We start from the raw sequence: 14485 nt of genomic DNA on the forward strand, positions 1-14485 counted from the left end.
GGCTAAGTAGTGAGCTGATCTTGTAAATTAGCCACCGTTTTTTCGCCAAAACCCGGTACTTGTGCGAGGTCCTTAACCGATTGGAAATGACCATGATCCGTGCGATAATCCACAATCTTCTGGGCCTTTTTTTCACCGATTCCGGTCAACTGTTGGAGCTCGGTTACGGTTGCGGTATTCAAATTGACTACCGCAACTGGTGTCCCTGTCGCCTGACTGCTTGCCGTAGTGGCGGTTGACCCGCTTGGGACGCTTCCGGCTGTTTCGGACACCTTTTCCCCCTTCAGTGGGATATAAACCTGTTGTTGATCCGTCAGGCGCATTGCTAAATTAATCCGTTGTCGATCAGCTCGTTCCACTAGTCCCCCCGCCGCCTTCAAGGCATCAGCTATCCGCATGGTTGATGAAAACTGGTATAACCCCGGATGCTTAACTGCGCCTTGAACGTCCACAAATACTCGCTCATCGTGACTACTGGCCACCTGACTATTACTGGCTGTCGGGCTGGTTGCCACTTGACCAGCTCGACTTGTTGCCGACGCTTGCGTTGCACTAGGGACACTTGCTGGAAACGCTGGGTTAGCAACTGGTCTGGTTAACCACCACCCACCCATTCCTAATACCCCAACGATTACCAGCAGCCCGTACCATCGCTGTCGCTCACTAAGTAGTGACCACCACATTTTGATTTTTTCCACATTCACGCCTCCTTTGGGTTAACTCCGAAATAACTTTCCCAAATATTCAAAGACATTAAAAAAAGCCTGGTCGGCAATCCCAACCAAGCTTCTAAGTTATTTAACGGTGTGTCCTTAAGTAATGAACTGCATCGTCAAACGATTTTACTGGCACAACTTTCATATTCGGCGCATACTTTTTCGCTGTTGCCTTAGCCAATTGATAATTCGTTTGGTGTTGTTCTTCATACTTCAGTAACAATTTTGTCGGTTTCACGTAGGGTGCAAAGAAGACCGTCGCCCCTGCGCGCTTAGCAGCGATAATTTTCTTATCAATACCACCAATCTCGCCAACGTTGCCGTCACCATCAACCGTTCCGGTTCCTGCAATCTTACGCCCGTGACGTAAGTCTTGCCCTGTCACTTGCGTATAAATCTGTAAGCTAAACATTAAACCGCCTGACGGACCACCGATGTTGCCGGGGTTCACCTGCACTTTAGGCCGAGCACTAACTTTGATGTTATCCGTTAAAGTAATTCCAATACCCGCTTTTTTCGTTGGCAATCGCATCAATTTGGCAGTTACGTGGTGTGTTTTACCATTGCGCTGATACGTAATGGTCGCCCGTTGTCCCACTTTTTGTCGCTGGATATATCGTTGATATCCCGTCATAGAGTTGAAATGATGACCATTTACCTCCGTCACCGTATCGCCCACCTTTAACGCTTGGGCAAAGGGTGACTGACGATCAACACTCAAAACGTAAATTCCCAAATAATGACGCTTCACCGTTTTATGGGCCGCCCGATATGCGGTATAAATTGACTCATTGATGGCGCTTTTCATATAAAAGTTCTGAACTTTATCGTAGGTCGCATTACTCTCGCCACCCGTCACTGACGCTACACTCTCAATGCTGTAATAAGGATTAAATTTGGCATAGAGGTAGGAAACTGGACGAGCTTGCGCCAACGCAACTGAGGTAATCATATATTTTCCCTTATGCTTATCGGGATGTTTGTCAACTGTGACAAATGATTTCAAATTGTCTGCCTCACCGGGACCCTCAATATACTTGGGCAATGGCCACAGAAAAAATAGCAACACTGCAAGTGCTAATATCACCGTTACTAGAATCTGCCGCCATTGCCGTCGCGTTAAATTCCACACCTAATGGTCACCTTCTAACCGGGCAACCATCGCTTTGGCAACCATTGATGGGACCAACTGCTTAAGGTCGCCACCGAATCGAGCAACTTCTTTTAACAAACTAGAAGAAACATATTGATACTGAGGATCAGCCATTAAGCAAGCCGTGTCCACCTGAGGTGCCAAGTGACGGTTCAAATTAGCGATACCCTGTTCATATTCAAAATCAGTACTATTCCGGATACCCCGTACTAAAACGGTAGCCTGTACTGACTTCATGAAATCAACCGTTAATCCCTGCTCGACTTGAACTGTCACATTTGGAAGAGCAGCAATCGCGGCCTCAATAAAGGCCACCCGTTCAGACGTGGTAAACAGGCCCTGCTTTGAGGTGTTTTTTCCAACCGTCACAATTAACTGATCAAACATTCGGCTAGCCCGCGTAATCAGATCGACATGACCATTGGTTAAGGGATCGAAGCTTCCGGGAAATACTGCAATTGTCACTGATCATCACTTCCCAACCGATAGATTGTCAACTCCGTAATACCGTAATCTCGCCGCTCAACAAATTCAAATCCCGGTACATCATCTCGCAACGCAGCCTGTTGATCAGTCTCACAAACAATCCGAGCTGCTGGTGCTAGCACTTTCAACTCACGTAACTGTGCCATTTGCGCTAGAATTTTTTGTTGTGCGTAAGGGGGGTCAAAGAACACCAAGTCAAACTGATCTCCACGACGACCCAATTCAACTAGCGCTTTATTGGCGTCTCGTTTCAGAATTTCAAACTTCTCGGGTGCCTTAGTGACTGCCACGTTATCTTTAATCGTTTGAATTGCCGCATATTGTCGGTCAATTAAGACCGCCTGGGAAATTCCCCGCGAAACGGCTTCAATACTGAGTCCACCAGATCCCGCAAAAAGATCCAAACTACGACCCCCATCAAAATAAGGACCAATTATGTTAAAGAGTGCTTCCTTAACCTTATCAGTTGTCGGCCGTGTGGCCATTCCAGGGACCGCCTTTAACCGACGCCCACCAAAATCTCCAGCTACAATTCTCATTCATCATCATCCTCGGTTTCCGTTGTTGTGACCATTTCGGCGGCGACACCATTGAACGTCTCGTTAATCGTTGGCCGTGAAGAAGCAACCACCCGCTTCACAAACCGTAAATGGGTCAGTTGATCCGTGAGTTTCGTTACATCTTCTCGGTTCACATATAAGACCACATAACGCATCTTTTTAGAGACATACATCACTGTACCATAACGCTTTAACTGTCGCGTTTGTTTTAAGCTATACGTATACACGATCAAACTTTGTCGTGGTTGAATCGTAAAAGCCATCGCTAAAACCCTCCTCGAAAATTAATGAGTTGCTCGATACCGCTTCTGCCGGGCACTAATGTTCATCACCAAACCTAGTACCAATGCCAATGTCCACGTACTGGAGCCCCCATAACTGATAAAGGGAAAAGTTACTCCCGTAATGGGCAACATTCCTAGCACACCACCAAGATTAAACAAGGTCTGCACTGTTAGGTAAGTCGCGGCGCCATAACAAATTAGCGCTTGATACGTTGAATTACTTCGAACCCCAACCAACGTGGTTCGCAGGATAATGACAAACAACAGCATAATCACTGCCAGAGCTGTAATCAGCCCCAGTTCTTCCGCTAAGATAGCCATAATAAAATCGGTATTGGGTTCCGGTAAATAGCCCGTTTTTTGGATACTATTTCCCCAACCAACGCCAAAAATTCCACCATTGCTCAACGCATAATATGAATTAACCAGCTGTTGCCCTACCGATTGCGAATGCTCAAATGGGTTCACAAAAGCCACAATCCGTTGTAGTTGATAAACGTTCTTAGCAAAACCCAGTTCAGATATTTTGATCAGAATGGGAAAGAAAACACCAACGATGATGAAAAAGGCGCCAACAAATATCGTTTTAGCTAACCGTGAATTAAAGCCACTCGCCAAAATCATGACAAAAATAATGGCGCCGTTAATCGTTGCACCACCCAAGTCAGGCTGCAACAAGATCAATCCAACAATGCCACAACAAATGATGAGGGGTTGACGCATCGTTACCCACCAACCCTCTAGCTGGATTCGGTCCTGTCGTTGGGCAATCACATTAGCCAACCAAATGATCAAATAAAATTTAACGAACTCGGCTGGTTGAATACTAACCGGGCCAACATGAAACCATCCTGCTGCCCCATTAATCGTCTGTCCCATTACTAATAATAAGAACAAAGATCCTAGCGCCACATACCCCGCGTATTTTAAGACCGTTTTATCCCGCAGTTTCTGTAAATTCATCAAAACCATTACCGTCAGGATCATTAAGCCCAATACCACATAAATAGCCTGCTTCACCAGATAACTGCCCGGACTACCACCATTTTGAGTTCCAATATCGGCACTCGCTGAATAAACCATGACAATCCCAAAAATGCTTAAAATCATGTAAGGCACTAATAGCCAATAATCTAAATATTTTAACTTTCGCATACGATTCATTCGCTCCAAGTCTACTCTACCGCCACGCGGCAATCGAATGTTTTCATTATAGCATAGCTGTTGCCGGTTTTTACCACAAAAAAACCGGCAACAGCCGTGGTAGACCCACGACTCTCACCGGTAAAGATTCAATTAAATTTTAAATTACTTACGAGCGGCAGTCCGGCGCTTCTTAGCAGCCTTTTCCCGTTCACCCGTATTTAAGATTTGCTTCCGCAGACGAACATGTTCTGGTGTAATTTCACAGTATTCGTCTTCGTTGATGAATTCCAATGATTCTTCCAGAGACATCTTCAGTGGGCTCTTAACCTTGGCAATATCTTCAGAACCAGCGGCCCGGACGTTAGTTTGGTTCCGGCCACGCGTAATGTTCACGGAAATATCATTATCCCGGCTGTTTTGCCCAATAATCATCCCTTCATACACTTCTGTCCCGGCATCGGTGAAAATAATTCCCCGATCTTGAACAGCCATGATGGCATAAGTCGTCACCTTACCAGAGTTAATTGAAACCAAGGTCCCATTGTGACGACCTGGGTTCCAGTTCTTAATAACTGGTAGGTACTTAGAGAAGGTATGGTTCATGATTCCGTAACCACGTGTCAATGATAGGAATTCAGTTGAATAACCGATCAACCCACGAGAAGGTGCCAAGAACGTCAAACGAGTTTGACCGTTACCAACAGCTTCCATGTTCTTCATTTCACCCTTACGTTGTGACAAGGTATCAATGATAGAACCCGTGTATTCATCCGGCGTATCAATTTGAACGGATTCAAATGGTTCGCAACGAACGTTATCAATCGTTCTGTAGATAACTTCTGGACGAGAAGCTTGTAGTTCGTAACCTTCACGACGCATTGTTTCAATTAAGATAGATAAATGCAATTCCCCACGGCCAGAAACAATCCAAGCACCTGGGTTATCGGTATCATCCACTCGTAAGGAAACATCGGTGTGCAGTTCACGCTTCAAGCGTTCTTCGATTTGACGAGACGTCACGAACTTCCCTTCACGACCAGCAAATGGTGAGTCATTGGTCCGGAAAGTCATTTGCAACGTTGGTTCGTCAATCCGTAAAACAGGAAGTGGCTCCAACGTATCTGGGGCAACAACCGTTTCCCCAACGTTGATTTCGTCCATCCCAGAAACGGCAATCAAATCACCCGCTTGGGCTTCGTTGATTTCCAAACGCTTTAACCCGAAGAAACCAAAGAGCTTGGTAACCCGGAAGTTTTGCTTGCTACCGTCAAGTTTCATAACTGTAACGCTGTCACCGACTCTGATCTTGCCCCGGAAAATCCGGCCAATCCCAATCCGACCCACAAAGTCATTGTAATCCAGCATAGCAACTTGGAATTGTAAAGGTTCATCCGTGTTGTCAATTGGTGCTGGAATGTGCTTAACAATGGTGTCAAACACTGGCTTCATGGTGTGTTCTTGCGTATCCAATTCTGGTTCATAGCTGGAGGTTCCGTTCATGGCAGAAGCATAAACCACTGGGAAGTCCAATTGATCTTCGTCAGCACCTAATTCGATGAATAGGTCCAAAACTTCATCAACCACTTCACTAGGACGGGCACCTTCACGGTCAACTTTGTTAATAACCACGATAGGGGTTAAGTGTTGATCCAGCGCCTTCTTCAGAACAAACCGAGTTTGTGGCATCGTCCCTTCATAGGCATCGACAACCAACAAAACGCCGTCAACCATGCGCATGATCCGTTCAACTTCACCACCAAAGTCGGCGTGTCCTGGGGTATCCAGAATGTTGATTTGCTTATCACCATAACGAACGGCCGTGTTCTTGGACAGGATCGTAATGCCCCGTTCCTTTTCAATGGCGTTCGTATCCATGGCACGGTCTTCGATTGACGCGTGTTCATCTAACGTGTCGGATTGTTTAAGCATTTCGTTAACCAAGGTTGTTTTCCCGTGGTCAACGTGGGCAATGATGGCAATGTTGCGGATATCATCTCTGATTTTCAAGTGTATTTCTTCCTTTCATGCTTGGTAAATTAGATGGATCACGGCGCGCTTACCTCGGTAAGTACGCTTATTGTAGCGTCAATAGCTGGTAAAGTCCATCCGTACCGGCCAGCCGCATAAAAAAACTGTGACAGGGGTCACAGTGAGACGTCATCTTCTTCAATTTGGAGAATATCACGTTGCGCTTTTTTCGTCGCTACTAGTACAAGGTTAGATGATAGCATATCGAGTGGTCGCCCGTCAATAGTTGAGACCTGAACGCCCAACGTTTCCAACAAGATTTTTCCAGCCGCAATATCCCATGGCTTCAAATGTGAAATATAACCCAATGACTTTCCCTCTAGAATATGGATCATTTCAATACCAGCGCTACCGTACACCCGCATTCCAGCACTAGCATGAACAATCGCTTGCATATGTGCAATGTCGTGAATGACCAGCGGCCCACTGGCACCAATCAGGCCCTCAGACAATGCCAAATCAGTCGGCGCCGTCAATTGACGTTCGTTAGCCCACACGCCACCTAACTGTGGTCCACCGGCGTATAAGATATCATTCATCACATCATAAATGTACCCCAACTGGCTGACACCGTCTTGATATATACCAATCATCATTGCGAAATGATCGTGTTGTTTGACGAAGTTCATCGTGCCATCGATTGGATCAACAATCCACACGCGGCCCTTTAAGTCCGTCAAAGCGTCACCAAAGCCTTCTTCACCTAAAACACGCGCGGTAGGATCAATTCGGCGAATACCAGCAATTAAAAATTGTTCATTGCTCTTATCAATATTCGTAACTAAATCCTTACGATTCGACTTTGCTGCCACCGTCAGCGGTTCTTGCATTTTTTGTAAGACTTGCTGGCGTGCAGTTTTTAGCAACGACACAACCTGTTCATTTAGTTGTTGCCACTCCTGTTCCATGCTGATGCTCATCCCTTCATTTTAACCATACCGTCCGTTGCCCGGGCTTGTTTAACAGTCCGATAAATACTATATCCGGAGACCGTCTGAAACGCCTGATCAAGTTGCTTTTCTTCAAACTTTTGTGGAACCACTTGTTGAAAATCCTGATAAGCCTGTAATAAGGCGTGCCGGTCAACTCCTTGTGGTTGTTCATATGCTGCTTCTACACACTGATATAGTGTTGTAACGGCAATAATATCCGTTGTTGACCACTCTGCCATCAATGGGTACTCATAACTATCTGCCAATCTAACCCCGTCCCTCCGTTTGCTGATTTTCAATCGCATCAATATTAGCTCGCAAAGTTGTGACTTGTTCGCTGTAGTCTTGTTGTTCATCTTCCGACAAAATTAGATTCGTCAAATGCTTAACGCCACTAGCCGTCACTAGCACCGGTGTTGCGGCCGCAAAATCCGGAGTTTCCGTGTGAATTGTCGTTGCTGGAGCAATTAATGGTTGATCATTTAAAGCGGCCTCTAACAGCTCAATAAGTGCCATTAAGCGCAAACTAATTTGATCTCCCTTGGCCTCCCGTTGCAGCCAATTTGCCATCTTATCCAAATCATCAGCACTAATTTTCGTATCGGCATTGGCCAAATACATCAGGATGGGGACTGGACCAATATATGTTCGACTCCAAACGACAATGGGCAAGTCTGCCGTTCCAATCACCGTCGCCTGTACGGCAGCTGAACCAACGCCTAAATGATCTGCCAACCTAGCCGTTAATAATCGAGCCAACGGGTAGGTGCCTAATCCCCAAATTTGATTTGCTTGAAGTCCAGAAAACTTCCAAGCAAAGTAGCTTAGTTGTTCGTCATGCGCGCCACCAAAAATGAGCTGTCCTTTGAACCCATTTTGAACAATCCGATTCATAAAGACCCGCAGTTCCGCTATTTCAGTCGCCACAGCCGAATCATCCGTCGTTCGATCTAAAATGACCAACCAGGTGGCTTGCCCATAATCAGCGGTTGTTCCAACACGCAAGTCAAAGTGTGAACATAATGCACTGGCGACCACTAACGACTGGTAACGCGGTGTATCCTCTGTTCTATCAGGCATCACCACACAGTCTAAAGGTAGATCCGCAATTAATAATTGTTGTAATAATTGACTGGCCTGGGTAATGGTCCCCTGAATAATTAACGTCGGTTTCATAACACCCCTCCTCGGTGTATTCCGTAAATAACCACATAGCTACATTATAAATGAGCCCCACTGGATAGCAAGTTTGTTAGTCGGCTTTTTTCACAAATGCGAGGTATTTCACACTATTGGCTGATCGATTCCAGTATTATACAAAAAAAGAGATCAGAGCTTTCGCCCTAATCTCTCAATACACATACTGCTTATTTCACAAAACTTTAGATATGCGTTGGGAAGCCCAAAGCAATATCAGCCGTTTCTTGAATTGGTTCATTTAACGTTGGGTGTGGGTGAATAGTCAACGCCACATCCTCAACATTCAAGCCATCATTAACGATCACTGATAATTCACCAGCCATCGTGCTGGCTTCAGGACCAACTGCTTCAGCACCTACGATGTTTTGGTTGTCATCATCTGTATAGATGAATCGAACAAAACCATCTGGGGAATCCAAAGATACAGCCCGGGCATTCCCAGCAAATGGGAACTTAGCCGTCTTCACTTTGATTCCTTTATCCTTTGCAGCTGATTCACTGTAACCAACGGTCGCAATTTCTGGATCAGAGAAGCAAACTGCTGGAACACTTAACCAGTCGTTAGCCGTCTTCTTACCAGCAATCGCACCAGCTGCCGTCTTGGCTTCGGCAAAGGCTTTATGAGCCAATGCAGCACCAGGAACCACATCACCAACAGCCCAGATGTGTTCGGAAGCTGTCCGGCCTTGGTTATCGACCTTGATTTGACCATGATCGTTTAACTCAACCTTGGTGTATTCAAGCCCTAAGTCATCGGTATTTGGCCGCCGACCAACAGTAACCATGCAGTAATCGGCTTTAATTGTCGATTCCTTGCCATCAACCGCATAGGTAACACTAACGCTTTGATCATCTTGGCTAGAACTCTTGGCCATTGCGTTAGTAATAACGTCCACACCTTTTTTCTTCAACTTCTTCAGAACAACAGAAACCATGTCCTTTTCAAAGTTAGGCAGAATCGATGGACTTCCTTCAAGAATGGTAACATGAGCACCTAAACTTGCATAGGCTCCGGCTAATTCCGTACCGACGTAGCCACCACCAATGACAACAAATTCTTTAGGAATCTCTGGCAGATTCAGGCCACCAGTTGAATCCACAACCCGACCATCAAACTTAAAGCCAGGAATTTGAATTGGGTGTGACCCAGAGGCAATAATAATATTATTGAACTCGAAAGTCTGACCCGTGTCAGTTGACATGAATTGCTTTTCGCCTGTCGGCATTACCCGTAACTGTGTGTCACTGAGGAAAACAGCTTCACCACTGACCACGTCAACATGGTGCTTCTTCATCAGCATCTTAACGCCGCTGGTCATACGATCAACGACCTTCTTTTGCTTCCATTCTTGGGTCTTCTTAAAATCAATTGTGGCTGAGTCTGTAGAAATTCCATAAGTGGACCCATCCTTGGCCTGTTCCAACCGGTGACCGGCCTGAATTAAGGCTTTAGACGGTACACAACCAACGTTCAAGCAGACACCACCAAGGGTATCGGACTTTTCAATTAAGGTTACTTTTTGCCCCAATTCAGAAGCCCGAATGGCGGCAACGTAACCGCCGGGTCCGGCACCGATGATGACGGTGTCCTTTTTTTCAACATCTGCCATATTATTCCTACCCTTCCATTAACAACATTTCTGGATCATGCAGCAAGGCCTTTAATTCATTCAAAGCATTCTGAGCTAAGGCACCATCAATCAAACGGTGGTCGTAACTCAAGGAAAGCTTCAACATCCGGCCAACAGCAATGTCGCCATCTTCATTAACATAAGGAGCCTTTTCAATCCGGCCAACCCCTAAAATAGCAACTTCAGGTTGGTTGATAACTGGTGTGAACCAGCCACCACCAATAGAACCAACGTTAGAAATCGTGATGGAACCACCGGCCATGGAAGCAGGGCTTAACTTGTTATCGTAAGCGGCTTGCGTATTTTCAGTGATTTCCTTGGCAATTTCAAACATACCCTTAGAATCTGCTGCTTTGATATTTGGCACATACAAGCCATCATCAGTATTGGTAGCAATCCCAATGTTGTAGTAGTGCTTGTAGACAATCTCTTGGGTAGTGTCATCAATAGAAGCATTTAGTTCAGGGAACTTCTTCATAACAGCAACCAAAGCCTTAACAATGTAAGGTAAGAAAGTCAGGTGAATGTCGCGATCTGCAGCGGCTTGCTTGTACTTCTTACGGTTAGCCATTAAAGCTGAAACTTCGACTTCGTCAAAGGACGTTACGTGTGGCGCAATGTCTTTAGAAGTCCGCATGCTCTTGGCAATGATCTTCCGCATTGGTGACATTGGTTCACGAGTTTCCAAATCAGGGTTATCAGCGTTCCAAGGTTTGATTGCTTGACCTGCAGCTGCCTTACCAGCCGGTGCAGCGTCAGTAGTTGCTGAAGCCGTGGCCGCTGGTGCAGCCGCACCATTAAAGTTGTCAATGTCAGCTTTCAATACTTGCCCATGATTCCCAGTTGGCGCAACTTGAGTAATATCAACGCCTTTGTCACGTGCATACTGACGAACCGATGGCATCGCCATAACCAATTTATTGGGATCAGAAGCAGCAGGAACTCCAGTTGGAGCCGCTGCTGGTTCAGCAGGTGCTGCTGGCGCTTCGGCAGGTGCCGGTGCTGCTTCTTCAGCAGGTGCTGCATCATTTTCTTCGCCACCCTTGCTTAAATCAGCTGGGGTATCTGATCCATCATCAATCACAATCAGTGGATCACCAATTTCAACAGTGTCCCCCTCTTGGGCAACAATTTTTGAAATCGTACCTGAAACGGGTGATGGTAATTCCGAGACCGACTTATCGTTTTGGATTTCGACTAATGTGTCGTCTTCCTTAACCGCGTCTCCTTCTTTTACAAGCCATGAAGAAATTTCACCTTCGGCCATTCCTTCACCAAGCTCTGGGAGTTTGAACGTATAAGCCATGGGAAAACTTCCTTTCTTTCATCTAATGCAGGATGTCTCCCACATCGTTAATTTTTATCAATTAGTTTAAGATTTTTAATAGTTATAAATTTCACGTGCCTTGGCTTCAATATCATCGGCATTTGGAATCCAATCATTTTCAGCTTGGGCAAATGGGTAAACGCTATCTGGTGCTGCAACCCGACCAATTGGTGCATCCAATGACATGATCTTTTCTTCGGCAATATCGGAGGCAACAACCGCACCAACACCAGCCATGCGTTGTGCTTCTTGAATAACAACCACCTTGTGGGTCTTATCAATAGAAGCAAAGATCGTATCCGTATCAATTGGTGACAAGGAACGTAAGTCAATGACTTCAGCAGAGATATTGTCCTTAGCCAAGGCATCGGCAGCCGTCAAAGCTTCGTTGACTTCAGCACTGTAGGCAACCAACGTAATGTCGGAACCTTCACGAACAACCTTAGCAGAGTCTAACGGAACCGTATACTTGTCATCAGGCACTTCATCCTTCATGGAACGGTACAACTTCAAGTTTTCCATGAATAAGACTGGATCATCGCTTTCAACCGCAGAAATCACGAGGCCTTTAGCATCATAAGGATTGGAAGGTGTTACCACTCGTAACCCTGGGGTGCTAACAAAGTAGTTTTCCAAGTTATCAGCGTGCATTTCAGCGGTATGAGTCCCACCACCAAATGGTGTCCGGATCGTAACAGGGAAGTTCTTTTGACCACCAAAACGATAGTGATCACGAGCTAATTGGCCTACAATCCCATCCATGGCTTCAAACGTAAAGCCCATGAATTGGATTTCAGGAATTGGCCGCCAACCAGTTAATGATAAACCAATAGCTAAGCCTAAAATACCTGATTCAGCTAAAGGTGTATCGAAGACCCGATCTTCACCATGCTTGTCTTGTAAATCAACCGTTGTCCGGAACACACCACCGTTTTTACCAACGTCTTCACCGAAGATTAACGTCTTAGGATCATCAGTCAACACTTGATCCAGACCGGAAGTGATCGCTTTGATATACGTCATTTTAGCCATGATTACTTCGACTCCTTTGCTTCAAATTCTGCAATTTGTTTCTTAACAGCTGGAGTAGGCACATTGTAAGTCCACTTCAAGAAATCAGAAACCTTTTGTGCAGGGGCTGCTTCAGCTTCCTTCATTGCTTGCTTGAATTCGTCTTTGTATCCGTCGACTAATTTGTCTTCTTGATCTTGTGACCAAACACCCTTGTCAGTTAAGACCTTCCGCAAACGAACCAATGGATCGGCATCGAACCAAGGCTTTTCTTCTTCCTTAGTCCGGTAACGCGAAGGATCATCCCCAGCAGAGGAGTGAGCGCCATACCGGTAAGTTAATGTTTCGATGACTACTGGACCATTACCAGCTGCGGCAAATTCACGAGCGGCTTTAGAAACTTCATGAACCGCCACAATATCCATCCCATCAACTTGGACAGAAGGAACACCCATGGCAACCGCCTTTTGAGCTAACGTTTCCGCAGCCGTTTGCTTCTTCCGTGGGACGGAAATTGCCCAGCCATTGTTTTGAACAAAGAAAACAGCGGGTGCTTGATAAGCACTGGTGAAGTTAACCCCTTCATACCAGTCACCTTGTGATGTCCCACCATCACCAGTGTAAGCAAAGGCGACACGATCTTCATCGCCGTTCTTCTTAATTCCCAAAGCAACACCGGCAGTTTCAACATATTGCGCACCGATAATGATTTGTGGGAACATCATATTAGGGTTTTCATGTTGATTACCTTCAACATGCCCCTTTGACCATAAGAAACCTTTTGCAACGGTAGTCCCGTGTTGAATCATTTGTGGTAAATCACGGTAAGCTGGTAACAGGTAGTCTTGTTCCTTAAAGGCGGTAACACTACCCATTTCACTAGCTTCCTCACCGGCAGTTGGAGCATAGAAACCGAGGCGACCCTGACGGGAGAAGTTCATTGTTTGTTCGTGTAACGTACGCTCCCAAACCATTTTCTTCATGAAGTCAACAAGTTGGTCATCTGAATATTTTGCCAACGTGTCTGGATCAACAACCTTGCCTTCGCGATCGATGACTTGAACCGGGTGCTTGTATGGGTCAGCCATCGTAGCTTTGATTTTGGCAAAGTCTACAATCTGTTTGCTTCCATTAGCCATAAGTAACACTTTCCTTTCACTTGATATGAAATTGTTAACTAAAAGTGAGTTAACGTTGCGTTTCCTGACTACGCTTATAAAGTACCATTTTTTCACAGGCCTTGCAAGCCCTTTCATACTTGTGAATAAACGGATTTGTTGGGAATCATTGCGGCTATTGTGTTCGCCCGTTTTCGTCTTTTTTTGAAAACCGCAACCGTTTTCTTTTCATTTCATTTTTCACAATACCTATGTTATAATAGGTGGTAATTATGATTTAATTTCGGAGGTAATCGCTTTGTTTCTTATGAAAGATATTGTCCGTGATGGCGATCCAGTTTTACGCCAAGAAGCAGCGGATGTAACGTTCCCACTCTCAGAAGAGGATCAACAACTGGCTAAGGATTTAATGGAATATTTGGTCGTTTCACAAGACCCTGAACAATGTAAAAAATATGGTCTACGTGCTGGTGTAGGCTTAGCCGCGCCTCAGGTTGGCGTTTCCAAAAAGATGGCTTCCGTCTTAGTTCCTCCTGTTGAAGAAGATGGTAAGTCGCCCTTTACGGATGTTATTATTAACCCAGTAATCATTTCCGAATCAGTCCAAGCTGGTGCCTTGACTGAGGGTGAAGGTTGCCTGTCAGTCGATAAAGATGTACCCGGATTTGTCCCTCGACACGATCGGATTACCTTACGTTATTACGATGTAAATGGTGAAAAACACCAAGTTCGTTTAAAAAACTATCCAGCCATTGTTTGTCAACACGAGATTGATCACCTACATGGCACATTATTTTACGATCACATTAATAAAGACCAACCATTCAGCCGTGATGATGACATGATTATGATTGAGTAGTTACAATTAAGAAGATAAATAAAAAGGATACCAA

15 protein-coding genes are annotated in these 14485 nt (G+C 45.3%); 1 reads left to right on the forward strand and 14 read right to left on the reverse strand.

The annotated features are described in order from the left end of the window. Positions 1-2 precede the first annotated feature (2 nt). The 14 genes from ACP4IT_RS03720 to pdhA all read right to left on the reverse strand — a co-directional run bounded on the left by ACP4IT_RS03720 (position 3) and on the right by pdhA (position 13613). On the reverse strand, positions 3-698 hold the full coding sequence (locus ACP4IT_RS03720; RefSeq protein ID WP_172757598.1) for a helix-hairpin-helix domain-containing protein: 696 nt from the start codon (positions 696-698) through the stop codon (positions 3-5). Positions 699-798: 100 nt separating this feature from the next. Next, on the reverse strand, positions 799-1848 hold the full coding sequence (locus ACP4IT_RS03725; protein WP_172757597.1) for a SepM family pheromone-processing serine protease: 1050 nt from the start codon (positions 1846-1848) through the stop codon (positions 799-801). Next, on the reverse strand, positions 1849-2334 hold the full coding sequence (coaD, locus tag ACP4IT_RS03730) for a pantetheine-phosphate adenylyltransferase (protein ID WP_011668070.1): 486 nt from the start codon (positions 2332-2334) through the stop codon (positions 1849-1851). Next, a complete protein-coding gene (gene rsmD / locus ACP4IT_RS03735) occupies positions 2331-2894 on the reverse strand; it encodes a 16S rRNA (guanine(966)-N(2))-methyltransferase RsmD (RefSeq protein ID WP_011668071.1) in 564 nt (187 codons plus the stop codon). Before rsmD ends, coaD begins: the two co-directional genes overlap by 4 nt. Then, positions 2891-3178 carry a YlbG family protein gene (locus ACP4IT_RS03740; protein WP_011668072.1) on the reverse strand — a complete coding sequence of 96 codons (288 nt, stop codon included), beginning with the start codon at positions 3176-3178 and terminating at the stop codon, positions 2891-2893. Before ACP4IT_RS03740 ends, rsmD begins: the two co-directional genes overlap by 4 nt. A 21-nt stretch (positions 3179-3199) precedes the next feature. Further along, positions 3200-4354 carry an FtsW/RodA/SpoVE family cell cycle protein gene (locus ACP4IT_RS03745; RefSeq protein WP_011668073.1) on the reverse strand — a complete coding sequence of 385 codons (1155 nt, stop codon included), beginning with the start codon at positions 4352-4354 and terminating at the stop codon, positions 3200-3202. A 153-nt stretch (positions 4355-4507) separates the two neighbouring features. After that, a complete protein-coding gene (gene typA, locus ACP4IT_RS03750; protein WP_011668074.1) occupies positions 4508-6352 on the reverse strand; it encodes a translational GTPase TypA in 1845 nt (614 codons plus the stop codon). Positions 6353-6489: 137 nt separating this feature from the next. Then, entirely contained in the window at positions 6490-7281 is a 792-nt protein-coding gene (locus tag ACP4IT_RS03755) for an inositol monophosphatase family protein (RefSeq protein WP_011668075.1), read from the reverse strand. An 8-nt stretch (positions 7282-7289) separates the two neighbouring features. After that, complete coding sequence (locus tag ACP4IT_RS03760; protein ID WP_011668076.1) at positions 7290-7571, reverse strand: UPF0223 family protein; 282 nt, start codon at positions 7569-7571, stop codon at positions 7290-7292. Between the two features lies 1 nt (position 7572). Further along, entirely contained in the window at positions 7573-8481 is a 909-nt protein-coding gene (locus ACP4IT_RS03765; protein ID WP_024855585.1) for a lactate dehydrogenase, read from the reverse strand. A gap of 206 nt (positions 8482-8687) precedes the next feature. Next, complete coding sequence (gene lpdA / locus ACP4IT_RS03770) at positions 8688-10115, reverse strand: dihydrolipoyl dehydrogenase (RefSeq protein ID WP_011668078.1); 1428 nt, start codon at positions 10113-10115, stop codon at positions 8688-8690. Between the two features lie 7 nt (positions 10116-10122). Further along, on the reverse strand, positions 10123-11442 hold the full coding sequence (locus tag ACP4IT_RS03775; RefSeq protein ID WP_011668079.1) for a dihydrolipoamide acetyltransferase family protein: 1320 nt from the start codon (positions 11440-11442) through the stop codon (positions 10123-10125). Between the two features lie 75 nt (positions 11443-11517). Beyond that, positions 11518-12495 carry an alpha-ketoacid dehydrogenase subunit beta gene (locus tag ACP4IT_RS03780; RefSeq protein ID WP_011668080.1) on the reverse strand — a complete coding sequence of 326 codons (978 nt, stop codon included), beginning with the start codon at positions 12493-12495 and terminating at the stop codon, positions 11518-11520. Between the two features lie 2 nt (positions 12496-12497). Beyond that, positions 12498-13613 carry a pyruvate dehydrogenase (acetyl-transferring) E1 component subunit alpha gene (gene pdhA, locus ACP4IT_RS03785; protein ID WP_011668081.1) on the reverse strand — a complete coding sequence of 372 codons (1116 nt, stop codon included), beginning with the start codon at positions 13611-13613 and terminating at the stop codon, positions 12498-12500. Between the two features lie 277 nt (positions 13614-13890). Here pdhA and def point away from each other — a divergent pair, with 277 nt between their 5' ends. Further along, positions 13891-14451, forward strand: coding sequence for a peptide deformylase (gene def, locus ACP4IT_RS03790; protein WP_011668082.1), 561 nt, complete (start codon positions 13891-13893; stop codon positions 14449-14451). Positions 14452-14485: the final 34 nt, after the last annotated feature.

This window comes from Levilactobacillus sp. LN180102 (assembly GCF_050106635.1).
Classification (GTDB): Bacteria; Bacillota; Bacilli; order Lactobacillales; family Lactobacillaceae; genus Levilactobacillus; species Levilactobacillus brevis.

Bases quoted from the DNA above. Each gene is read 5' to 3' on its own strand.
- ACP4IT_RS03740 (WP_011668072.1), bottom strand. From the start codon at position 3,178: ATGGCTTTTACGATTCAACCACGACAAAGTTTGATCGTGTATACGTAT.
- ACP4IT_RS03765 (WP_024855585.1), bottom strand. From the start codon at position 8,481: ATGAAACCGACGTTAATTATTCAGGGGACCATTACCCAGGCCAGTCAA.
- ACP4IT_RS03775 (WP_011668079.1), bottom strand. From the start codon at position 11,442: ATGGCTTATACGTTCAAACTCCCAGAGCTTGGTGAAGGAATGGCCGAA.
- rsmD (WP_011668071.1), bottom strand. From the start codon at position 2,894: ATGAGAATTGTAGCTGGAGATTTTGGTGGGCGTCGGTTAAAGGCGGTC.
- pdhA (WP_011668081.1), bottom strand. From the start codon at position 13,613: ATGGCTAATGGAAGCAAACAGATTGTAGACTTTGCCAAAATCAAAGCT.
- ACP4IT_RS03780 (WP_011668080.1), bottom strand. From the start codon at position 12,495: ATGGCTAAAATGACGTATATCAAAGCGATCACTTCCGGTCTGGATCAA.
- ACP4IT_RS03745 (WP_011668073.1), bottom strand. From the start codon at position 4,354: ATGCGAAAGTTAAAATATTTAGATTATTGGCTATTAGTGCCTTACATG.
- ACP4IT_RS03755 (WP_011668075.1), bottom strand. From the start codon at position 7,281: ATGGAACAGGAGTGGCAACAACTAAATGAACAGGTTGTGTCGTTGCTA.
- lpdA (WP_011668078.1), bottom strand. From the start codon at position 10,115: ATGGCAGATGTTGAAAAAAAGGACACCGTCATCATCGGTGCCGGACCC.